General features: G+C 64.5%; 17 protein-coding genes and 1 tRNA gene. 9 read left to right on the top strand and 9 right to left on the bottom strand.

The window, feature by feature from the left end; translation table 11 throughout:
• The first annotated feature begins 1 nt into the window (after position 1).
• Positions 2–1,204 (top strand): prephenate dehydratase, encoded by a 1,203-nt coding sequence (gene pheA, locus XaplCFBP3123_RS00635; protein WP_104533218.1) that lies wholly within the window; start codon positions 2–4, stop codon positions 1,202–1,204.
• Between the two features lie 127 nt (positions 1,205–1,331).
• On the top strand, positions 1,332–2,645 hold the full coding sequence (gene aroA, locus XaplCFBP3123_RS00630) for a 3-phosphoshikimate 1-carboxyvinyltransferase (protein ID WP_104532364.1): 1,314 nt from the start codon (positions 1,332–1,334) through the stop codon (positions 2,643–2,645).
• A gap of 162 nt (positions 2,646–2,807) precedes the next feature.
• On the opposite strand, the gene XaplCFBP3123_RS00625 is transcribed toward aroA, so the two are convergent.
• Together XaplCFBP3123_RS00625 and XaplCFBP3123_RS00620 are read right to left on the bottom strand one after the other, a co-directional pair.
• Entirely contained in the window at positions 2,808–3,386 is a 579-nt protein-coding gene (locus XaplCFBP3123_RS00625) for an energy transducer TonB (RefSeq protein ID WP_104532363.1), read from the bottom strand.
• Between the two features lie 239 nt (positions 3,387–3,625).
• Positions 3,626–4,276: an energy transducer TonB gene (locus XaplCFBP3123_RS00620; RefSeq protein WP_172453027.1), complete on the bottom strand. Its 651-nt coding sequence runs from the start codon at positions 4,274–4,276 to the stop codon at positions 3,626–3,628.
• Between the two features lie 110 nt (positions 4,277–4,386).
• On the opposite strand from XaplCFBP3123_RS00620, the gene serS reads away from it, so the two are divergent.
• The 5 genes from serS (at position 4,387) to XaplCFBP3123_RS00595 (ending at position 10,781) form a co-directional block, all read left to right on the top strand.
• A complete protein-coding gene (gene serS / locus XaplCFBP3123_RS00615) occupies positions 4,387–5,667 on the top strand; it encodes a serine--tRNA ligase (RefSeq protein ID WP_104532361.1) in 1,281 nt (426 codons plus the stop codon).
• Between the two features lie 449 nt (positions 5,668–6,116).
• Positions 6,117–7,133 carry a LysR family transcriptional regulator gene (locus XaplCFBP3123_RS00610; protein ID WP_016903391.1) on the top strand — a complete coding sequence of 339 codons (1,017 nt, stop codon included), beginning with the start codon at positions 6,117–6,119 and terminating at the stop codon, positions 7,131–7,133.
• 293 nt (positions 7,134–7,426) lie between these two features.
• A tRNA-Ser gene (locus tag XaplCFBP3123_RS00605) sits at positions 7,427–7,516 on the top strand.
• 158 nt (positions 7,517–7,674) lie between these two features.
• Complete coding sequence (locus XaplCFBP3123_RS00600; RefSeq protein WP_104532360.1) at positions 7,675–8,751, top strand: catalase family protein; 1,077 nt, start codon at positions 7,675–7,677, stop codon at positions 8,749–8,751.
• Between the two features lie 236 nt (positions 8,752–8,987).
• The gene (locus tag XaplCFBP3123_RS00595) at positions 8,988–10,781 is read left to right on the top strand and encodes a methyl-accepting chemotaxis protein (protein ID WP_104532359.1); all 1,794 of its coding nucleotides are present in this window, start codon (positions 8,988–8,990) and stop codon (positions 10,779–10,781) included.
• Positions 10,782–10,909: 128 nt separating this feature from the next.
• Here XaplCFBP3123_RS00595 and XaplCFBP3123_RS00590 read toward each other — a convergent pair whose 3' ends face one another.
• Together XaplCFBP3123_RS00590 and XaplCFBP3123_RS00585 are read right to left on the bottom strand one after the other, a co-directional pair.
• Positions 10,910–11,284, bottom strand: coding sequence for a nuclear transport factor 2 family protein (locus XaplCFBP3123_RS00590; protein WP_104532358.1), 375 nt, complete (start codon positions 11,282–11,284; stop codon positions 10,910–10,912).
• Positions 11,285–11,408: 124 nt separating this feature from the next.
• Entirely contained in the window at positions 11,409–11,960 is a 552-nt protein-coding gene (locus tag XaplCFBP3123_RS00585) for a CPBP family intramembrane glutamic endopeptidase (protein WP_104533217.1), read from the bottom strand.
• A 281-nt stretch (positions 11,961–12,241) separates the two neighbouring features.
• Between XaplCFBP3123_RS00585 and XaplCFBP3123_RS21620 the strand changes: the two genes are divergently transcribed.
• Positions 12,242–12,439: a transposase gene (locus tag XaplCFBP3123_RS21620; RefSeq protein ID WP_301182387.1), complete on the top strand. Its 198-nt coding sequence runs from the start codon at positions 12,242–12,244 to the stop codon at positions 12,437–12,439.
• Positions 12,440–12,501: 62 nt separating this feature from the next.
• On the opposite strand, the gene XaplCFBP3123_RS00575 is transcribed toward XaplCFBP3123_RS21620, so the two are convergent.
• From XaplCFBP3123_RS00575 to XaplCFBP3123_RS00555, 4 genes are all read right to left on the bottom strand, one after another.
• A complete protein-coding gene (locus tag XaplCFBP3123_RS00575) occupies positions 12,502–12,918 on the bottom strand; it encodes a hypothetical protein (RefSeq protein WP_104532357.1) in 417 nt (138 codons plus the stop codon).
• A gap of 400 nt (positions 12,919–13,318) precedes the next feature.
• Positions 13,319–15,430, bottom strand: coding sequence for a methyl-accepting chemotaxis protein (locus XaplCFBP3123_RS00565; RefSeq protein WP_104532355.1), 2,112 nt, complete (start codon positions 15,428–15,430; stop codon positions 13,319–13,321).
• 403 nt (positions 15,431–15,833) lie between these two features.
• Positions 15,834–17,018: an FAD-dependent monooxygenase gene (locus XaplCFBP3123_RS00560; RefSeq protein WP_104532354.1), complete on the bottom strand. Its 1,185-nt coding sequence runs from the start codon at positions 17,016–17,018 to the stop codon at positions 15,834–15,836.
• Positions 17,019–17,055: 37 nt separating this feature from the next.
• On the bottom strand, positions 17,056–17,520 hold the full coding sequence (locus tag XaplCFBP3123_RS00555; RefSeq protein WP_104533216.1) for a MarR family winged helix-turn-helix transcriptional regulator: 465 nt from the start codon (positions 17,518–17,520) through the stop codon (positions 17,056–17,058).
• A 414-nt stretch (positions 17,521–17,934) separates the two neighbouring features.
• Between XaplCFBP3123_RS00555 and XaplCFBP3123_RS00550 the strand changes: the two genes are divergently transcribed.
• Positions 17,935–20,793 (top strand): hybrid sensor histidine kinase/response regulator, encoded by a 2,859-nt coding sequence (locus tag XaplCFBP3123_RS00550; protein WP_104532353.1) that lies wholly within the window; start codon positions 17,935–17,937, stop codon positions 20,791–20,793.
• A gap of 39 nt (positions 20,794–20,832) precedes the next feature.
• Here the strand turns inward: XaplCFBP3123_RS00550 and XaplCFBP3123_RS00545 are convergent, their stop codons facing one another.
• On the bottom strand, positions 20,833–21,177 hold the full coding sequence (locus XaplCFBP3123_RS00545; protein ID WP_104532352.1) for a response regulator: 345 nt from the start codon (positions 21,175–21,177) through the stop codon (positions 20,833–20,835).
• Between the last annotated feature and the right edge of the window lie 196 nt (positions 21,178–21,373).

Below are 21,373 nucleotides of genomic sequence, written 5' to 3'. Positions count from 1 at the left end.
GATGGCTCCCAAGTCCAACAAGCCCAGTGCCGCCACCGGCGGAAAGACCAAACCGGCAGGCAGGTCCGCCGCCAAGGCTGCGGCCAACGCTGCAGACAAGCGCGCGATCAAGCCGGCCACGGCGGCGCCGGTGCTGGCCGATGTGCGCGCCAAGATCGACGAGATCGACCGCACCATCCAGGCGTTGATCGCCGAACGCGCCAACTTCGCCCATCAGGTCGGCAAGGCCAAGGGCAAGCTCGCCGCGGCGGTGGATTACTACCGGCCCGAGCGCGAGGCGCAGGTGCTGCGCATGGTGGTGGACCGCAACGAAGGCCCGCTCAGCGATGAAGTGCTGGTGCACGTGTATCGCGAAATCATGTCCGCGTGCCTGGCCCAGCAGGAGCCGTTGAAGATCGGCTATCTCGGCCCGGAAGGCACCTTCAGCCAGCAGGCGGTACTCAAGCACTTCGGCCGTTCGGCAGTCGGCCTGCCGATGGCCACCATCGAGGAAGTCTTCCAGGAAGTGGAAGCCGGCAATGCCGATTTCGGCGTGGTGCCGGTGGAAAATTCCGGCCAGGGCACCATCCAGGTCACCCTGGACATGTTCCTGACCTCCAATCTGAAAATCTGCGGCGAAGTCGAGCTGCGCGTGCACCAGTACCTGCTCTCGCGCAACGGCCGGCTGGAAGACATCGAGCGCATCTATGCGCATTCGCAGTCGTTTGCGCAGACCGCCGGTTGGCTGCGTTCGCACCTGCCCAAGGTCGAGAAGATCGCTGTCTCCAGCAATGCCGAAGGCGCACGCCGCGCCCGCAATGCCGAAGATGCCGCGGCAATCGGCGGCGAGAGCGCCGCGCATGTGTACGGCTTGAAGAAAGTCATCATGAAGTCGATCGAAGACGACGACGACAACACCACGCGTTTTCTGGTGATCGGCCGGCAGATCTTCCCCACCTCCGGGCATGACCGCACCTCGGTGCTGGTGTTCATCCACGACAAACCGGGTGCGTTGTTCGACGTGCTCAGCCCGTTCGCGCGGCATGGCATCAGCATGAACCGCATCGAGTCGCGTCCCTCGCATCAGGCCAAGTGGGAATACGGCTTCTTCATCGACCTGGCCGGCCACGTGGAAGACGAGGCGATGAAGCAGGCGCTGGCCGAACTGGAAGCGCACTCGGCGCAGATCAAGGTGCTGGGCTCGTACCCGGTCGCTATTCCCTGAGCGCCGGGCGTCCCGCAAGCGCAGTCCTGACTGGCGCGCCGTCACCGGCCGAGGTGACTGCGGCGCCACGACACTCTCCAACGCGCACCGCCCAACAGGGCGATGCCGCAGCAATCGGATCACACGCATGAGCAGCAGCACGCACCACTGGATCGCCCGGCAGGGCAACGCATTGCAGGGCAGCCTGGCCATTCCCGGCGACAAATCGGTCTCGCATCGCGCAGTGATGTTTGCGGCATTGGCCGATGGCGTCTCGCAGATCGACGGCTTTCTCGAAGGCGAAGACACGCGTTCCACCGCGGCCATTTTCGCCCAGCTCGGTGTGCGTATCGACACGCCGTCGGCGTCGCAGCGCATCGTGCACGGCGTCGGGGTGGATGGTCTTCAGCCGCCCAGCCAGGCGCTGGATTGTGGCAACGCCGGCACCGGCATGCGCCTGCTCGCCGGCCTGCTGGCGGCGCAACGCTTCGATAGCACGTTGGTCGGCGATGCGTCGCTGTCCAATCGCCCGATGCGGCGCGTGACCGGCCCGCTGGCACAGATGGGCGCGCGCATCGACACCGAAGACGACGGCACCCCGCCGCTGCGTGTGCACGGCGGTCAGGCCTTGCACGGTATCGACTTCGTTTCGCCGGTCGCCAGCGCGCAGGTCAAATCCGCCGTGTTGCTGGCAGGTCTGTATGCGCAGGGCGAAACCTCGGTTACCGAGCCGCATCCCACCCGCGATTACACCGAGCGCATGCTGTCCGCGTTCGGCGTGGAGATCGATTTCTCGCCCGGCAATGCACGGCTGCGCGGCGGTCAGCGCCTGCGCGCCACCGATATCGCGGTGCCTGCAGATTTCTCCTCGGCGGCGTTTTTCATCGTGGCAGCCAGCATCATTCCCGGCTCGCACGTGCTGTTGCGCGCGGTGGGCCTGAACCCACGTCGCACCGGGCTGCTTGCGGCACTCCGGCTGATGGGCGCGGATATCGCCGAAGAACAGCATGCCGAGCATGGCGGCGAGCCGGTGGCCGATCTGCGCGTGCGCTATGCGCCGCTGCAGGGCGCGCAGATTCCCGAAGCGCTGGTGCCGGACATGATCGACGAGTTCCCGGCCCTGTTTGTGGCCGCTGCTGCCGCAACTGGACAGACCGTGGTCACCGGCGCTGCCGAGTTGCGGGTCAAGGAATCCGATCGCCTTGCAGCGATGGCCATCGGCCTGCGCGCGCTGGGCGTGCAGGTGGACGAAACCCCGGATGGCGCCACCATTCATGGCGGCAGCATCGGCAGCGGCGTGATCGAAAGCCATGGCGACCACCGCATCGCGATGGCGTTTGCCATTGCCGGGCAGCTGTCCACCGGCAGCGTGCGGGTCAACGATGTGGCCAATGTCGCAACCTCGTTCCCGGGCTTCGACAACCTGGCGCGGGGTGCCGGTTTCGGGCTCGAAACGGCCTGAGTAGCGAAACGGCTTCGGTAGGAAAGGCGGGCAGTTCTCTTACCGGTTGAGGACTGCTCGATCGAAAGCGTCGTGAGTGGATAACGCCTGTCAGTCGACGCTCGGATGCCGCATCGCAGCTAGCACGGCGCTACTGCGATCCAACTTTGTCGATGATCCCACTCAGCGCTCTGCGGTGAACTCCACCGGCACCTGCACGCTACTGACGACTGCATGGCCATCGCGGGTGGCTGGCTCGAAACGCCACTGACGCAAGCTGTCCATCACCGCTGCGTCCAGACGCGGGTCGTTGCTGCCGCTGCGATCGACAATGGTCACAGCGCTCACCTGGCCTTGCACATCCAGCTGCAGGCGCGCGGTGCGGCTAGCTTCGATCCCGGCGTGCGCGATGTCTGATGGATAGCTCGGCATCGCATTGCCCGGCAGCGGAATCGCTGCTTCGGTGCTGATCGGCGCGCGCACGGGTGGGTGCGCGATCATGGTCATTGCACGCGGGCCCTCCGATGTCGGCAGGATCTGGCGACTGGCCACCGGCGCGGGGCGCGTGTCGGTCGCAAACGATTCGTCGCTGTGTCGGGCCCACCACCAGGTCGGCACTACCACCAGCACCGCCAGCAGGGTCGCCCACAGCCATGGCGAAGCGCCATCGACAGTGTCGTCGCGCACCTGGTCGTCAGCGTGCACGGGCCGATGCGGCAATGCCTGCGTGGGGTGTGACGAGGGATCGGTGATGAAGGACATGGCCGGCCTCCTGGCACATCTTTGGGATGACGTGGCCAGTCTGGTCGGCCCTGCCTGAGGCCCAGCTAAGGCAGGGCACCCAGGAAGGTTTAAACGGCGGCAGACATTCAGCTTGGTCAAGCCGACGCCGGGTCTGGTTCGACCCGCTTTGTCCGGTTAACGCGCAGTGATGTTCGTCGATTGCGGCAGTCCGGCCGTCGTCGGTTTGCGGTGCGCACGACGCGGCTTATCGTCCGCGCTTACTGCGCCGGCTTGAACTCGAACGGGATATCCAGGCTGCCGGCAATCGGCTGGCCGTTGCGCTGGGCCGGATGGAAGCGCCAGTGACGCACCGCTTCCATCGCGGCGCGGTCCAGATCGCGCGAACCGCTGCGTTGAACCAGCGTCACCCCGCCCGGGTTTCCTGCTGCGTCCACGTCCACCCGCACCACCACATCGCCGGCATCGCCGCGACGCAGGGCAGCCGAGGGATAGCGCGGCGGCGGCATCTGGCCCTGCATCGGCACCGGGCGATCTCCGCCTGCGGCTGCCGAGGCGTTTGCCGGTGCTGCGCCCGGCGCGCCGGGAACCGCGTCTGTCGGCGCGGGCGGGGCTAGCGGCGCGGTTTCCACCAGCGTTGGGGCTTCTTCCTGCGGTTTGGCCTGCGGCATGTCGCTGGCGCCGTCCTGGGCCGGCAGCGGCGCGGGCAACGGCTGGATGCTGTCGTCGGCTTGCGCACCTGCAGCCGGTTGGGCCGGCGAGGCCTTGTAGAAGTCGTCCTTGCGGCCGGTGGCCCACACCAGCAGGAACAACAACAGGCCGGCAACGAAGGCGATACCGGCAATTTTCAGTGTGTGGCGGGGCAAACGCAGGACGATCTGACGATCGGACGCAGGGCGGGGCGCGGGCATAGGGCTCACCTGAAGGATCGGGCCAATTCTGGCATAGCGGCGGTGAATCGATCGCAGCAGGTGGCGGAACAGGCGATAATCTCGCGCTCCCACTGACTCACAGACTCCCGATGCTAGATCCGGCCCTGCTTCGCCAACATCCCGCCGACCTTGCCGAGCGCCTGCGCAGCACGCGCAGTTTCTCCCTGGACACTGCGGAACTGGAGTCGCTGGAAAGCGAGCGCAAGCGCATCCAGGTGCGTACGCAGGAGCTGCAGAGTCAGCGCAATTCCAAATCCAAGGCGATCGGGCAGGCCAAGGCCAAAGGCGAGGATGTCAGCGCGCTGATGGCCGAAGTGGCCGGTTTCGGCGATGAGCTCAAGGCCTCCGAAGACGCGCTGGAAGTGATCCGCGCCAAGCTGGAGACCATCGCGCTGGGCCTGCCCAATCTGCCTGCCGACGATGTGCCGCAGGGCAAGGACGAGAGCGAGAATGTCGAGCAGTCGCGCTGGGGCACGCCGCGCCAGTTCGATTTCCCGGTCAAGGACCATGTGGAACTCGGCGCGCCGCACGGCTGGCTGGACGGCGAAACCGCCGCCAAGCTGTCGGGCGCGCGCTTCACCGTGTTGCGCGGGCCGGTCGCGCGGCTGCACCGCGCGCTGGCGCAATTCATGCTCGACCTGCATGTCGGCGAGCATGGCTACGAAGAAACCAACGTGCCGCTGCTGGTCAATGCCGAGTCGATGCGTGGCACCGGGCAGTTGCCCAAGTTCGAGGACGATCTGTTTCAGACCGAGGTGGGCGAATCGCGCCGCTATCTGATACCTACCTCCGAGGTGCCGCTGACCAATATCGTGCGCGAGGAGATCGTCGATGCCGAGCGTCTGCCGCTGCGCATGACCGCCCACTCGATGTGCTTCCGTGCCGAAGCCGGCAGCGGCGGCCGCGACACGCGCGGCATGATCCGCCAGCACCAGTTCGAAAAAGTGGAGCTGGTCACCGCCTGCGCGCCGGAATACAGCGATGCCGAACATCAGCGCATGACGCGTTGCGCCGAAGTGGTGTTGGAAAAACTCGGCCTGCCGTACCGCAAGGTGCTGCTGTGCACCGGCGACATGGGCTTTTCTGCGATCAAGACCTACGATCTGGAAGTGTGGCTACCCTCGCAGGACACCTATCGCGAGATTTCGTCGTGCTCGAATTGCGGCGATTTCCAGGCGCGGCGCATGCAGGCGCGCTGGCGTAACCCGGCCAGCGGCAAGCCGGAGCTGCTGCACACGCTCAACGGCTCCGGCACCGCGGTGGGCCGTGCAATGATCGCGGTGATGGAGAACTACCAGAACGCCGATGGCTCGATCGATGTACCCGAGGCGCTGCGTCCGTACATGGGCGGGATCGAACGGATCGGGTAGGAGAGGTCAGCGAGCTTGTCGCGCTGCCGCCAGGCGGGCGCGGCCGATGCGTGGAATTTGCGTGCATCTTTCATGTTCGATTCTGAGCGCGTAGGCAATCTCGACTGGCGAACGCTGGCGACGTTGGTCAGCCACTTTAAGCACTGTCGCCAACGCGGCTGCGTGGTTGCCAGATGTGCGGTGGCGTGATTGACAAAACATTGAACGGAAACGGGGCCATTACTGGCCCCGTTTGCATTCCCGAGGTGGACGGCTTGTTGCATCGTTTGGACGACCCTGGCGGATCTTACGAGCGCTACCTGCGCTGGTTGCCGCGCGTTGCCGGGGCAAAACGATGGAGCTGCGTGCGCAGGAGTTCGATATCTGGCTGCACGGAACTACATTTCTGGTGTATCGGGTCGTTGCTCTGTTGGGATAAAGGTGATTAAATGTCACTTATCGTTCTATCCATGGATGCATGCGCCATGCACGACCTGAATGACCTGTATTACTTCGCGATGGTGGTGGACCACGGCGGCTTTGCCGCAGCCGAGCGTGCGCTCGGGATCCCCAAGTCGCGCCTGAGCCGCCGTATCAGCCAGCTCGAGACCGACCTGGGCGTGCGCCTGCTGCAGCGCTCCACGCGCCGCTTCGCGGTCACCGACGTCGGTACCAGCGTGCATCGGCACGCGCAGACCATGCTGGCCGAAGCCCAGGCCGCGCGCGAGGTGGTGGACCGTCTCAGCGCCGAGCCGCGCGGTCTCGTGCGCGTGAGCGTTCCGGTTTCGCTGGCACAGATCCAGTTGCCCAAGCTGTTGCCGGAATTCCTGGCCAAGTATCCCAAGGTGCGGCTGCAGCTCAACATCAGCAATCGCCGCGTCGACGTCATCAACGAAGGCTACGACATCGCGCTGCGCGTGCGCTCGCGCCTGGACGACGACGGCAGCCTGGTGATGCGCAGCTTCGGCCAGGTGCAGGAGTTGCTGGTGGCCAGCCCCAAATATCTGGACCGTGCCGGGCGCCCCAAGGACCCGAGCGAGCTGGCCAACCACACCACCATGAGCACCAGCGAAGACGAAGCGCACCAGCGCTGGGAGCTGCACGGCCCCAACGGCGAGATGCGCCGCGTTGACCTGCAGCCGCGTCTGGCCGGTTTCGATTTCCCGCTGCTGCAGTCGATGGCACGCGATGGCTTCGGCATCACCATGCTGCCGGAAACCGTGTGCGCCCAGGCAGTGCGCAGCGGCGAGCTGGAAGTGGTGCTGCCGCACTGGTCGCTGCCGCAGGGCATCTGCCACGCGGTATTCGCCTCGCGCCGCGGCCTGCTGCCGGCGGTGCGGGTGTTCATCGACTTCCTGGCCGAACACCTGCCGCAGGAAATCGAACGCTCGCGTCTGGATTGCGGCGGCAACTGCGCCGAGCTGGCCGAAAAGCTCAAGCGTGCGGCTGCAACTGCACCGCGTCTGGCCGTGGCCGAAGCCGGCTGAGCGCTGTGCTTGGTCGTCGATGTCGGCGCAGCAGCGCGACGTCGCTTCAGCAGCGCTGTGTGATGCAGTAAAGCCGAGCCGCTTGGCAGAGATTTGCAACCCAGCAAGGCAGCAGCGCTTAGCAAAGCGCGCCCGGGCATGCGAGAATGCGCGCCCGGGAGCAATCCTGGGTCGATGGCACCGCGCAAGGCAGCATCTGTCGAAACGCAGCGTCTATCGACATACGTCACCCGCACCGCGCGTGGCGCAAGCGTGATCACCCGATGCCTTCGGTGATCACGCAAGGCAGCATCGGAGAGATGGCCGAGCGGTTTAAGGCACCGGTCTTGAAAACCGGCGAAGGGTCAAACCTTCCGTGGGTTCGAATCCCACTCTCTCCGCCATATGTCTTGAGCTGGATCGCCTGCCTGTTAGCTGTTGCCGTTGCAAGGGCAGGGCGGAGTAGGCGTGCGGCCTCGACAGCTGAGTCTCCTCGGCTTCGACGTAGCGTAAACAGCGGGCGTAGCACATTGGCCTCACCAGCCATCACGCCAGGAAACGCATGAACGCGCCCGTCGAATACCGCCCCGATCTGGAAACGCCCAGCGTCAGTGAGCAGGAAACCATTCGTTCCCTGGAATCGTTGTTCGTTGACATGGCAACGACCGTGGCTGAGAAGGAGGGGCATGCGCACCGCGCAGTCCACGCGAAAGGGCAGGGCCTGTTTACCGCCAGACTCACCGTATTCAACGATCTTCCTGAAGAGCTACGACAAGGCTTGTTCGCAGGGCCCGGGCAATACGATGCGTATATCCGTCTGTCATCGCCACCTGCCGAACAATTGAGCGATGCTGTCTCAACTCCGCGTGCCTTGGCGTTGAAGGTGTTGGGTGTGATTGGTGAGCGCGTCGAGGGGGGAGACGAAAAGCACAGTCAGGATTTCTTGATGGTCAACGGCCCTTCCTTCACCACTCCGGGCCCTGAAGGGTTTTTGCGTAATTTCCGCATTCTTGCGACCACCACTGAAAAGGCGCCACGTGCCAAGGCGGCACTTTCGAAAGTGCTCCGGGGGGTGGAGAACAGCCTTGAAAAGATCGGCGGGGGAAGCGGCAGCATCAAGCAGATGGGCGGACAGCCGCAAATTCATCCACTGGGCGAGACGTTTTTCTCGCAGGTACCGTTTCTCTACGGGCGTTACATCGCCAAGTTCTCGCTTGCGCCTGTATCCAGCAATCTTGTTGAACTGGATGGGCAGGACGTTGGCGACTCCCAGGACGCGCAGCGCGAGGCCGTTCATCATGCCATCAGCACCCTCGACAGCCCGGCCGAGTGGGAGCTGCGCGTGCAACTGTGTCGAGATGTGGAAAAGATGCCGGTTGAGGATGCGTCGATAGAGTGGCCGCAATCCATCAGCCCCTTTGTGGCGGTCGCGCGTGTGGTCGTCGAGCGCCAGGCCGGCTGGGACGGAAAGAACTCGCAGCAGTTGGAAGACCGCATCGCTTTCTCGCCGTGGCATGCGTTAGCGGCCCACCGGCCGCTAGGCGCCCTCAACCGGGCGCGCCGTATCGTGATGGCAGCTTCGCGCCGGTTCCGCGCCGAGTTCAACCGCTGCCCGATCCACGAGCCGGCCGGCGTGTAGCCGTCCTCGCTGCTTGCCCGTGTCGTGCAGCATGTCTGTCTCCGCGGGCCGCAGTGCCCCCGGAGCCGCCCCGTTTGGCAAGGAGTAGCAGACGGCAGGCCCGATCCACCAGGACTGCTGCTCGTGTCCAGCTGAATGCTCGACTCACCCAGACTGTTGGATCGACAAGGGACTATCAAGAAAGGCAGATCGCCGCCGTTAGGGACGCATCCCCAACGCAAGCAGCAGAGGTCGCTATGTTCTTCTCCGACAGCCACAAGGTGGACACGCTGACCAAAGCGGTTGATGCCACGTTGAATGGCGGCACTGCGCAGTGGCCGAACAACGGGCCGGCGCTGCTTCTCAAGAAGCTGGCCGAGTCCTTGTACGCGGCGCAACAGGAGCGCGATCTGGCCAAGGCCCGGGCGGAAGACGCAACGATCGCGTTACGCCATCTGGAGGGCCGCTTCGAGCTGGTCGCCAGCGGTACGACTGACGGTCTTTGGGATATTGGTGTCATTGCCGGTGATCCCAGTCATCCCGACAGCCCTGTGTGGTGGTCGCCGCAGATGCGTCGGCTGCTGGGCTTTGCCTCTGAACAGGATTTTCCCAACGTCCTGGACAGTTGGGTCGCGTGCCTGCACCCGGACGACAAGCAGCCGACGCTGGATGCCTTTGCGGCACACCTTGCCGATCGCAGTGGTCGGACTCCCTACGACGTGGAAAATCGCTTGCGTTTGAAGTCCGGTGAGTACCGCTGGTTCCGGGCATTCGGCACGACCGAGCGCGATGCGCAAGGCTTACCGCTCCGTGTGGCGGGTTCGCTCACCGATATCACCGAGCGCCGTGAACGGGACCAGTTCCTCGATATCACCCTGACCCGCTTCGAACTCGGCTCACAGATGCTCAGCGATGGCTTGTGGGACATGAGCGTGATCGCGGGTGACCCGATCAATCCGAACAACGAGTTCTGGTGGTCCCAGCAGTTCCGCCACCTGCTTGGCTTCGAATCCGAGCAGGAGTTTCCCAATGTGCTGGATAGCTGGGCGTCGCGGCTTCACCCGGAAGACAAGGAGCGTTCTCTGAATGCGTTCGCAGCGCATTTGAACGACCGCAGTGGCCGCACCAACTTCGATATCGAGTATCGCCTGCAGCTCAAGAACGGCCAGTACCGATGGTTCCGCGCACGCGGTCTGACCAAGCGGGCCGCAGATGGCACGCCATTGCGTGCGGTTGGAGCATTGATGGACGTGGAAGCCGGACGTCAGCTGGGCGAGGTGGCAAACACGCTCAGCCATGCGGCAGGCGATATTGTGCGCAGCAACGATGACCTGTCGCGGCGCACGGAACAGCAGGCGGCCGCCCTCGAGGAGACTGCAAGTTCCATGGAAGAAATGACCAGCATCGTTCGCAAGAACGCTGAGGGTGCGCGTCAGGCCAACTCTCTGGCGAGCAAGGCCGCAGAAACCGCATTGCACGGCGGCGAGCTGGTCAATGGTGTCGTCAGCACAATGGCGGCGATCCAGGCGTCATCGCGGAAGATCGGCGAAATCATCACCGTCATCGACGGCATCGCGTTTCAAACCAATATCCTCGCGCTGAACGCGGCTGTGGAAGCGGCGCGGGCCGGCGAGCAGGGGCGTGGCTTTGCGGTCGTTGCTTCCGAGGTGCGTAGCCTTGCTCAGCGCTGCACCATGGCCGCCAAGGAGATCCGCGACCTGATCGCCGATTCGGGTGCGAAGGTGGGCCAGGGAGCGGAGCAGGTCAACGTGGCGGGCAAGGCCATGGAAGAGCTGCTTTCCTCGGTGAGGCAGGTCAACGACATCATGAGTGGCATCGCGGCGGCCAGTCACGAGCAGAGCGCCGGCATCGAGCAGATCAATCAGACCATTTCCCAGATGGATGCAGCGACACAGCAAAATTCCGCGCTCGTTGACACCATGGCATCGTCGGCCCGTGCACTCGAAGATCAGGCGACCGCGCTGGTGGAGAGTGTTGCCAGCAGCTCACGCAGCGTCGGTGTCAAAGCGAAGCTCGCATTGGCTGCATAACGCTGCGCCACCCTGCAACTTGGTGTTGCCGAGAAGCAGGGTGGTGCGCTGGAAACCAGAATGCGTTCAATGGCTTTTCCGCGCTCAGCCGGAAAGGTGCTCGGCACGCACCGAGCACCTGGGACGTTTCATGGAGTAGATGCGTTGCCAATGCGTGAGCCCGTAGCGAATGAGGCTTTTTGGATTTTTCCATCGACCACTTCGTAGATGCAGAGCATCTCAACAAGGCTGATCCCGTCAGGAAAGTTGCGGGTGATGAGCTCCGAGTCGGCGACGATGCTGCCGACGACGATTCGCGACACGAGCCGCGCATGCAGGTCCGGCTCTTGAAAACGGGCGAGAAACCGCTCGCGAAGCATGGCATGCCCCTTTGCCAGCCGTGGCCCGTGCAAGGTGTAATGCTCGGCATCGTCAGCATAGGTAGCCAGCAACGCATCCATATCTTTGGCGTTGTAGGCCTCCAGCTGTGCTTGAACGATTGAGAGCACGCTATCAGTGGTCATGTCTGGACTATCTGGTCATGTAGGGTAGGGAGGGCAAGTCGTTATCCCACAGCATCCGCGGACAACGTGCCAGGCATGTCCTGGCAGTCAGGCACCGGAGCAAGCGGATCATGGTGGGTACTTGCTAGTACCAACCCAGATACAACGTCGCAATGCCCCAGGTATCGACCAAGCCATGCGCCAGGATCATCGCCCAGAGGTTACGTCCTGATCGCAGATAGACATAGCCAAACAACGCGCCGACAAGCCCGGTCAGCAGCACCCCCGAGATGCCTTGGCTAAGGTGCATCGCGCCAAATAGTGCTCCCCCTGCCACTGCCGCCATCACGTTTCCTCCACGATAGCGGCCCAGCAAGTGATCTAGGTGGTGCATCAAGAAGGCACGGAAGACCAGTTCCTCGCCAAGCGCGGCGCTGAGCCAGGCGCCGCCTGCCAGGTGGGCGGCAGCGTTGAAGTTGCCAAGCAGTGCACCGTAGCCGCTGTAGTCGGCCTTGGTCCCGGTCAGAGCATCCAGCAGCGGTTGCACGAACGGGTTGATGAAGCCGATGACGAGCGCGAGCAGCAGCAGCGTCCAGCCGAACCAGGCGCGAACTCGCTGGCGCTGCAGTCCGCAGGCACTAAGCGAGCGTGTTTCGAGCCAAACCAACGCGATCCCTAATGCGCCGACCAGCGGCATACGCCAGGGAAACTGCAACCAGCGGAAGTGCACCAGCGCGAGGATGACTGCGATCGCTACGATGCGTGCCAAGGGATGTCCCAGTGCAGAAATGCCTGGGCGGGGATGTGCGCTTGAGTGGCCTTGTTGAAACATGCTGGACGAAGGATCGAGTAAGTCCTCGAACGGTAACAACACGAGCGACAAGCGTCCTGTGCCATAGGGCATGTTGAACCTGTCCCGCTGAAACGGGCGCCAGGAAGCGATAGTTTGATCGCCCCCTGTAGGTTTCCACGCAACGTATTACCCGTCGTCGCTACACGGACGACCTCAAGGCCCAGGCGATTGCCCTGGCCGAGCCCATCGGTCGGGCCAAGGCCGCCCGGCAGTTGGACATGTCGGTCAAGACCCTGGGCAACTGGGTGGACGCTTCGCATGCCGGCGTTGCAACTCGAAGAAGCTTACGCCTCGGTTCAACGGCTACGCGCAGCGCTGGATGAGGTGTTGGCGCCTGTAGTGCCTCGTGCTCGTACTGCATCGTCTCGGGTCTGAAGTACTTTGATTAACGGCCGCCCTGGAAGTTGAAGGTGAAGCGGATGTCGGATGCGGGGGCCGGTGCTGAGTCTGCTGCTGGGGGAGTGGCGGCGACCAAGGTCAATTGGCCATCGGCCACAGGCACCGGAACGCCAAACGTGAGATCGATCTGTTTGGACCAGCCGCCGCCGAGCACGGTTGCCCTGACGATCAACCAGCCCGCCACGACGCATTGCACATCGGCCGGGCAACGGCTGTCTTCGATGACGCGGTCGGGACGTACCTTGGGGCCATCGACCGCTGCGATTTCTCCCAGCCGCACAGGGCCTTCGATGGGCTGGCTGGTGACGGGGCCTGCCGCCGCGCACGCGGCAAGCGAGACGACCCAAAGCGCTGCAAGCGCTTGCGTACGGAAGGGGCGGATACGGTCCATGGCGGCGGTCATGCTCGTGTGTTGTAGAGATGCTAGCTGATGTCCCCGGCGCTCTGCGCGGATGTGGTGAGTACGTCAATGTAATGCAGCGTCTCAATGTGACGTAGCGTCACTTCGCCATGGTGCGCGCGCGCAAGCGCCAGCAGTGCGCGAGCGCTGGCAGCGATAAGGCGAGTCAACTGATCTGTGCACCTGGGAACGACACTGCGTGACCAGGCGAACCAGGCTTTCGTGAACCAGCGCATCAGTGGCTGATCCACCTCGTCCAGGAATCCCAACGCGACCGCTGCCACTGTGTTCTCCCTCACTCGAGCGGGAATCCGGAGCCAGGCAACGCAGGTTGGCGGATCACCGATCGCCCCAAGTCAGTCCTGGTCCGAATCACCGGAAGGTGGTCGCGCTACCCGGTCAGTCAGATCACCGACGCGTTGACCTTGAACACCTCGACCGCCCGCGTCAGTTGCATCGAATGCGCTTCGAGCGAACGTGCGGCGGTGCTTGCCGCTTCGACAAGGCTGACGTTTTGTTGGGTGGTTTCGTCCATCTGGGCGATGGTCCGATTGACCTGTTCGATGCCGCCGGCCTGTTCCAGCGAGGCGGCGGAGATGTGGCCCATGATGTCGGTGACGTGCTGGACGCTGGTGACGACGTCGCCCATGGTGGTGCCGGCCTTGTGCACCAGCGTTGCACCGTCGGCGACGCGTTGCACGGAGTCGTCGATCAGGTGTTTGATTTCCTTGGCGGCGTCCGATGAGCGATGCGAGAGGGTGCGCACTTCCGAGGCGACCACGGCGAAACCGCGGCCTTGTTCGCCGGCGCGTGCGGCCTCGACGGCGGCATTGAGGGCCAGGATATTGGTCTGGAAGGCGATGCCGTCGATGACCGAGATGATGTCGGCGATACGCCTGGATGAAGCCTCGATGCCGGACATCTGTTCGATGACCTGGCCGACCGCATCGCGTCCTTCCGAGGCGATGGCGGCGGCGCCCAGCGCGAGCTGATTGGCGCGGCCGGCGTGCTCGGCATTCTGTTTGACGGTGGAGGTCAGCTCTTCCATCGAGGCGGCGGTTTCTTCCAGGCTGGCGGCCTGCTGTTCGCTGCGGCGGGCCAGTTCCTGGTTGCCGCTGGCGATGTCTTCGGCGGCAAAACCGATGCTGTTGGAGGTGGTCTGGATATGCGTGACGATGTCGGTCAGGCGATGCACGGTGCTGTTGGCATCGTCGCGCATGGAGGCGAACACACCGTGGAAGTTGCCGGTCATGCGCACCGTCAGATCGCCATCGGCGATGCAACGCAGCAGGTCGGAAAACCTGGCCAGGTTGGCATCGGATGTGGCCATCATGGTGTTGAGGTTTTCGACCATCAGGCGGAAGTCGTGTTCGAACTTTTCCGGCTGGCCGCGCAGCGCGAAGTTGCCGGCGCACGCAGCCTGGGTGAGCTGCTGGATCTGCGTGTTGATGGCGCTCAGGTTCTGCTTGACCTGCTGCATGGTGGCGGTGATGGCGGCCTTTTCGCCAGGGTATTGCTCGATTTCGGGGGCCAGGTCGCCGACGGCATAGCTGCCCATGACCTCGGTCATGCGCAGCTGGGTCTGCACGTGCGCATGCACCAGTGCGTTGGTGTCCTGCACCATGTGCCCGTATTCCCCGGGAAACTGCTGGGCATCGGTGCGATAGCTGATCTCGCCGGCATCGTGGCGGGCCGCCATGCTGCGTTGGGCGGAGATCACGTCCTGCAGGCGCCGCTGCATCTGCTGCATGGCGCGCAGCAGCTGGCCGGATTCGTCCTTGCTGGTGGGCTGGTCCTGGCTGCGCAGATCGCCGTCGTTGATGCGCTCTGCCAGCCGCAGCGACTGCCGCAAGGGCAGTACCACGCTACGGGTCAGCAACAACGCAATCGTTGCACCCAGCAGCAAGGCGATGACGGTGGAGACCACCATCAGCATCGCAAAGCCACGCGCGGTGGTCACCGCATCTTTGGCAGCCGCGCGGTTCTTGGCTTCCTGCAGATCGATGAAGGCGTTGATGCTGGCCAGCCAGGCGACGAAGGCGGGGCGCGCCTGCTGTAGCAGGCGTTGTTCGGCATGCGGCTTGTCGTCGCCACCGCGGAACGCGCGCACCTGCGCGATCAACGGCATGGTGCGCTGCTCGATGGCCTTGATCCGCTGGAGGATGGCCTTTTCTTCTGCGTCGGTTGAGGCCGCGATCATGTCGTCCAGCGGCTGTGCGGAGCGTGCGTAGTCCGCGGCGAGCTTGTCGATCGACTGTTCTGCCGTGTGCCGGTCTGCCGGGTCGTTCACCAGCACGACATCGCGCAGGGCGATCGCGCGGTCGTGCACGCTGCCGCGGAAGTTGATCGCATAGCGTTGCTTGACGCTGTTGACCTCGTTGATGGCGGTGAGCTGCTGGTCGATGCTGCGCACGCGCTGGATGCCGACGATGGTGAGGATCACCATCAGGACAATGATCGCGAGGAAGCCGAGGGCCAGGCGCTGACCGATACGCAGATTCGAAAGCAGGGGCATAGGGAGTTCGATCGGTGATCAGAGCGGGGAGAATCCCAGCAAAAGCTGGGAGGCGATGCGCCCGGGACACCGATGGCGTCAGCAGCGTGACCGCTGCACGAAGGATGTCTCGACGTGTTCGTTAGCGGCTTCGGTCATCGGAAATGAAACCACCTGCCCGGAGCGATTCATCCACGGTTGGCTTCGCGCTGGCGCCAGGCCAGAGTGGTCGAAGTTGCAAGCCACCGGGTACGGCTGCAGAGCCGCGCTGTGGTGCCCATCAGCGCCCGGAGATAAGCCGATTCAGCTCGGTGGGTTCTCGGGCGGGGAGACGGCCGCTGCAAGGGAGCTGCGGCCCTTTGCGGGCGTCGATGCCAGCACGCATCGTGCCGCCACCGCAGTACAGCCGCCGATCTCTTTGAGTTCAGTCATAGCGCGACAGGTCCGGCGCCTTCATCGACGGCGTCATCAGCTTGGCGGCGATGTTCTGGATGCTGGGTTGGCTGGCGAATTTCAGTGCGCCGTGCAGCAGCTGGATGCCGAGCCGGCTGTGCGGATTCATCAGCCGTGGGCCGATCTTCGGCACGCCCTGGCCTTGTTCGACCATCGGCCGCATGGCGTCGGCGTAGGCGGCAAAGGCCTGTTCCAGCGTCTCGGCGCGTGCGATCTCGTTGGCCAGAACATGGCCGCCGGTGACCGCCAGGGTGGCGCCGATACCGGCCAACGGCGTTGCGCACCAGGCGGCGTCGCCGGTCAGCACGACGCGGCCGGCGTGCCAGCGCGGCATGCGCACCTGGCGCAAGGCGTCGAAATAGAAATCGTCGGTGCTGTCCATGCCGTCCAGCACCCGCGCAGCCTGCCAGCCTGCATCGGCGAAGCGTTCGCGCAGATAGGCCTTCTGGGTCGCCACGTCCCAGTCTTGCTCGCCCTCGGAGGCTTTCTGCAGCGAGAGCATGGCGCGTGTGGTGCCGTGCCGGTCCGGACGCAACGAGATGCTGCGCCCGCCGGTGGTGTGATACCAGCGCCACAGGCGGTCATCGTCGGCGGTGCGTGCGATGGTGAAGTAGGCGATGGTCAGATCCATCCAGCGCGGGTCGTTCTCGTCGGGGAACACCAGCTCGCGTGTGGCCGAGCCGACCCCTTCGGCGACGATGACGGCATCGAAGCGGTCGCTGTGTCCGCTCTGGAAGCGGACGGTGGCAGCATTGCCGTCGTCGTCGATGCTGGCAATGCGGTCGCCGAACCGATACTCGGCTTTCTGGCGGGCCGCCTCGTAGAGCAGGCGGGCGAGGTCGCCGCGCAGGATTTCCAGTTCGGCGGTCGGGCCATCGCCGTCGATGTCGTCGGTCTTGAAGGTCGCCACCGCATGGCCGTCTTCGTCGACCCAGGCGGTGCCTTCCTCGCCGGTGCCGTGATCGAGTGCGGCCTGCTCCAGCCCCATGCGCTGCAGGACCGCGCGGCCGACGCCGCGCACGTCGATGTTCTGACCGCCATCGCGAAATTGTTCAGCCTGCTCGACGATGGTCACGTCGAACCCCTGCTGGGCGAGCGCCCAGGCCACGGTGTTGCCGGCGACGCTTGCGCCGGTGATGAGGATGCGACGCGGCATGACAGATCACCCGAAAGAATAAATATCAGGAGTGATATTACATGTCCTGGTCGCGCTGCTCCAGGTTGGCGATCAGGCGCTGCATGAACGCGACAGTCTGCTGCGCCTCCTCGGAGGAGAAGTCTTTCAGCGCATCGGCATTCAGATCGATCAGTATCTTGCCGCCGATCTCGGCGATCCTGCGCCCGCGGGGCGTGAGCGAGACCACCGCGGCGCGGCGGTCCTGCGGCGTCGGGGAGCGCTTGATCAGCTTCAGGCCCTCCAGCTTGTCCAGCAGCGCCACCATTGCCGGCTGCTTCACTGCCGAGGCGATCACCAGGTCGCGTTGCAGCATCGGCCCTTTCCAGGACAGCAGCATGATCGGCCCGATCAGTGCCAGCGACATGCCATGCGGCCGCAGTTGCGCATCCACCAGACGATTGAAGACCCGCGCGGCATGGTTGGCCAGATACCCCGGTGCCAGCGCAGCCAGAGGGTGAATGAGTACGTCGCGATCCTGCATCTGCATCACCGTGCCACGCCTTTCGGCCAGCTGGCGATTTTATCCGGGCGCGCCCACCACAGGTATCGCCTGCGCGCCGCGGCGAGGGGTCCATGCCGGCTGCCGTGCAGCAACGCGCGCCGTGGTGGGGCGGCGCGCAGTGCGCAGGCATCGTCACGTGAGTGTTGTAACGTAGGCGGGCGCTGCACGCCGCGCAGGGCGCCAACGGCGACGCCGGATGGCGTTGGTGGCAGGTCAGGCCGGCATGGCGGCATGTGCGATCCTGTCAACAGCGATGCGCGGCGTTGGCCCCTGGTTTCTCTTCAATGGTTCGTCAAAGATGCTTGGTTGGGTGATTGGTAGGTTGGCCGCGCACCATGTCGCGCATTGGACGCATGACGACTGCCGCTGGACGGCAGCGTGCCCGGGCGCCGCATGAACGCGCCGTTTCCTTATGGCGACAGCGCCATGGCGCAGGCCGTGCGTGTATACGACTGGGCCGCAACATCGCTGGGGCCGAGTGCGCAGTGGCCGTCGCCGCTGCGCAATGCCGTCAGCCTGATGCTCGGCTCGCCGGAAAGCATGTATGTGGTGTGGGGCGATGCGCTGACCTTTTTCTACAACGATGCATATGCGCCGATTCTAGGGCCGCGGCAGCCGCATGCGCTGGGTGCGCCGCTGCAGGAACTGTGGGCCGATGCGTGGGAGGCGGTGCGCGCGCCGATCGAGGCCGCGTTCGCGGGGAGCGCCTCGCGCTTCGAGGAAGTGCCGATCGGCATGAACCGCTATGGCACGCCTGAAGACACTTGGTGGACGTTCTCGTTCTCGCCGATTTATCTGGACGATGGGCGTGTGGGAGGCGCGTTCTGCGTCACCAACGAAGTCACAGACCGCAAGGTGGCGCAAAACCGTCTTGCCGATGAGCACGAGCGGCTGATCCGGTTGTTCGAGCAGGCGCCGATGTTCATGGCGTTCCTGAGCGGTCCGCAGCATCGATTGGAATTTGCCAACCCGTGCTATTCGCGCCTGATCGGCCACCGCGACGTGATCGGCAAGCCACTGGCCGAGGCCTTGCCCGATCTGGTCGAGCAGGGGCATCTGCGTCGCCTGGACGAGGTGTATCAGTCCGGGCGCGCCTATGCGGCCAATGCGCTGGCGTACAACGTGCAGGTCGAGCCGGGCGGCGCGGTGGAGCGGCGCCTGCTGGATCTGGTCTACCAGCCGATCGCCGGCGCCGACGGCACCGTCTCCGGCATCTTCGTGCAGGGCCTGGACATCACCGATCGCATTGGCCTGGAACGCGCGGTGCGCGAGGCGGAGGTGCGCAACCGGCAGATCCTGGACAGCGTGATGGACTACGCGATCATCGCCACCGATCTGCACGGGTTGGTGACGTCCTGGAACGAGGGCGCACAGCGCATTCTGGGCTGGAGCGAGGCCGAGATGCTGGGCCAGTCGCTGGAGCGCACCTTCACGCCGGAAGATGTAGAGCGCCGGCAGATCCTGATCGAGGCGGCAGCGGCGCTGGAAAGCGGCAGCGGCATGGACGAGCGCTGGCATGTGCGCAAGTCCGGTCAACGTTTCTGGGCGAATGGTTCGCTGATGGTGCTGCGCGACGAAACCGGTGCGGCGATCGGCTTTGTCAAGGTGTTGCGCGACCGTACCGCCGAGCGGCTGGCCAGCGAAGCCTTGCGCAAGAGCGAGCGCCGGCTGGATGCGTTGGTGCGCGCGTCCTCGCAATCGATCTTTTCGGCCACGGCCGATTGGCGCGAGCTTCGCCAACTGGTTGGCGAGGGGGCGCTGAGCGATGCGCTCTCGTCGAGCTTGAACTGGCAGCAGGAGATGGTGCACCCGGACGATCGCGCGCGGCTGTCCGAAGCCATTGCGCATTCGATCATCAACAAGACCGGGCTGGATCTGGAATATCGCGTGCTGGATGCCGATCAGCGGGTGGGCTGGACCCTGATGCGCGCGATCCCCTTGCTGGACGAGCGCGAGCAGATCGTGGAGTGGTTCGGCACGGCTGCCGACATCACCGACAAGCGGCTGGCCGAACAACAGCTGCGCCAGCTGACCGAAACGCTGGAAGAGCGCGTGCGCGAACGCAGCGCGGCCCTGTTGCTGGCCGAAGAGAAGCTGCGCCAGAGTCAGAAGATGGAGGCGGTCGGCCAGCTGACCGGTGGGTTGGCGCACGACTTCAACAATCTGCTGACGGCGATCAGCGTCGGCCTGGAGCTGTTGCAGACGCGGATCGAACAGGGCAAGTACGACCGTCTGGAACGCTATGTGGAGATGGCCCAATCCAGCGCCGCGCGTGCCACCGCGTTGACCCAGCGGCTGCTGGCGTTTTCGCGCAGGCAGACACTGGCGCCCACCGCGCTTGAGGTGCAGGCGCTGGTGCATGGCATGCACGACATCATCGCGCGCACGCTGGGGCCGTCGATTGCCTTGCAGCTGCGTGATGCAACCGACGCCTGGAAAGTGCTGGTGGACGCGCCACAGCTGGAAAATGCGCTGCTGAACCTGTGTATCAATGCGCGCGATGCGATGCCCGATGGCGGCGAGCTGACGATCGGTATCGCCAACCGGGTGGTGGAGGCCGGCGCCGCCCAGCAGCTGGATCTGCCGATCGGCGAGTACGTGTGCCTGAGCGTGCAGGACACCGGCACCGGCATGAGCGCCGATGTGATGTCCAAGGTCTTCGAGCCGTTTTTCACCACCAAGCCGATCGGGCAGGGCACCGGTCTGGGGCTGTCGATGATCTACGGATTCACCCGCCAGTCGGGCGGGCACGTGCGGATCGACTCGGAGGTGGGCGTTGGCACCACCATGGCGTTGTACCTGCCGCGCTTCCATGGCGTGCTGGCACAGGACGAGGTGGTGCCGGCGACCGAGCAACCGCAGCGCTCGGCGGCGCAGAGCTGCACGGTGCTGCTGGTGGAAGATGAAACCGCGATCCGCGTGCTGATGTCCGAAGTGCTGGGCGAAGCGGGCTACCGCGTCATCGAGACCGCCGAAGGCAGCGCAGCGGTGGAACGCCTGCGCTCGCAGGAGGCGATCGATCTGCTGGTGACCGACGTCGGCCTGACCGGCGGGTTGAACGGACGTCAGGTCGCCGACGCGGGCCGGCAGTACCGGCCGGCGCTGCCGGTGCTGTTCGTCACCGGTTACGCGGCAACCGCTGCCGTGGGCGCCGGGCAACTGGAGGAGGGCATGGAGGTGCTGACCAAGCCTTTTCTGGCAGTGGACCTGGAGCGCCGCGTCGCGCAATTGCTCGAGCGCAAATCGCACTGAAGCGTGCGTGCAGGCGTCGCGGCGGCTCGGTCGGGGTACTTACAGCGCGGTCTGCACGATGCCCAGCAGATCGCGTAGCGAAAACGGCTTGGTCAACAGGCGCATGCCGGTATCCAGAAAGTCCGCGCGCCTGGCAATGGAGCCGGCGTAGCCGGTCATGAACACAATCGGCAGCGCGGGATACAACCGGCGTGCGTTGTCTGCAAGGTCGCGCCCGTTCATGCCCGGCAGGCAGATATCGGAGAGCAGCAGATCGAACGGGCTGGCCTGATTGAGATGTTGCAGTGCCTGCTCGGCATCCGACGACGCGGTGACCTGGTAGCCCTCGTCACCCAGGATATCTGCTGTCATCGCACGAATGGCATCGTCGTCTTCGACCAACAAGATACGGGCGTTGCATGATGCGTGATTCACCGCTGTCCTCGATCGATCGCAACCATGCGATGCACTTCGAGTGCGACGCTACGCCCGCGCGCGTGACGAATGTGTCGGAACTGCCATAAAGCGCGGCATCGGTCACGACACGGCGCCGGTATCGCGGGCGCTCAGGTCGCGCCAAGCAAGCTGATCGATTCACGGA

Source organism: Xanthomonas arboricola pv. populi (assembly GCF_002939945.1).
Taxonomy (GTDB): domain Bacteria; phylum Pseudomonadota; class Gammaproteobacteria; order Xanthomonadales; family Xanthomonadaceae; genus Xanthomonas; species Xanthomonas arboricola_A.
This window is presented reverse-complemented; position numbering and strand designations above follow the sequence as displayed.

What these genes read in the sequence shown, in the direction of transcription:
- XaplCFBP3123_RS00555 (WP_104533216.1), bottom strand. Translation starts at nt 17,520, where the DNA reads ATGCAGGATCGCGACGTACTCATTCACCCTCTGGCTGCGCTGGCACCG.
- pheA (WP_104533218.1), top strand. Translation starts at nt 2, where the DNA reads ATGGCTCCCAAGTCCAACAAGCCCAGTGCCGCCACCGGCGGAAAGACC.
- XaplCFBP3123_RS00585 (WP_104533217.1), bottom strand. Translation starts at nt 11,960, where the DNA reads ATGCCGCTGGTCGGCGCATTAGGGATCGCGTTGGTTTGGCTCGAAACA.
- XaplCFBP3123_RS00560 (WP_104532354.1), bottom strand. Translation starts at nt 17,018, where the DNA reads ATGCCGCGTCGCATCCTCATCACCGGCGCAAGCGTCGCCGGCAACACC.
- XaplCFBP3123_RS00575 (WP_104532357.1), bottom strand. Translation starts at nt 12,918, where the DNA reads ATGACCGCCGCCATGGACCGTATCCGCCCCTTCCGTACGCAAGCGCTT.
- XaplCFBP3123_RS00550 (WP_104532353.1), top strand. Translation starts at nt 17,935, where the DNA reads ATGAACGCGCCGTTTCCTTATGGCGACAGCGCCATGGCGCAGGCCGTG.
- XaplCFBP3123_RS00595 (WP_104532359.1), top strand. Translation starts at nt 8,988, where the DNA reads ATGTTCTTCTCCGACAGCCACAAGGTGGACACGCTGACCAAAGCGGTT.
- aroA (WP_104532364.1), top strand. Translation starts at nt 1,332, where the DNA reads ATGAGCAGCAGCACGCACCACTGGATCGCCCGGCAGGGCAACGCATTG.
- serS (WP_104532361.1), top strand. Translation starts at nt 4,387, where the DNA reads ATGCTAGATCCGGCCCTGCTTCGCCAACATCCCGCCGACCTTGCCGAG.
- XaplCFBP3123_RS00600 (WP_104532360.1), top strand. Translation starts at nt 7,675, where the DNA reads ATGAACGCGCCCGTCGAATACCGCCCCGATCTGGAAACGCCCAGCGTC.
- XaplCFBP3123_RS00590 (WP_104532358.1), bottom strand. Translation starts at nt 11,284, where the DNA reads ATGACCACTGATAGCGTGCTCTCAATCGTTCAAGCACAGCTGGAGGCC.
- XaplCFBP3123_RS00610 (WP_016903391.1), top strand. Translation starts at nt 6,117, where the DNA reads ATGGATGCATGCGCCATGCACGACCTGAATGACCTGTATTACTTCGCG.
- XaplCFBP3123_RS00625 (WP_104532363.1), bottom strand. Translation starts at nt 3,386, where the DNA reads ATGTCCTTCATCACCGATCCCTCGTCACACCCCACGCAGGCATTGCCG.
- XaplCFBP3123_RS00620 (WP_172453027.1), bottom strand. Translation starts at nt 4,276, where the DNA reads ATGCCCGCGCCCCGCCCTGCGTCCGATCGTCAGATCGTCCTGCGTTTG.
- XaplCFBP3123_RS00565 (WP_104532355.1), bottom strand. Translation starts at nt 15,430, where the DNA reads ATGCCCCTGCTTTCGAATCTGCGTATCGGTCAGCGCCTGGCCCTCGGC.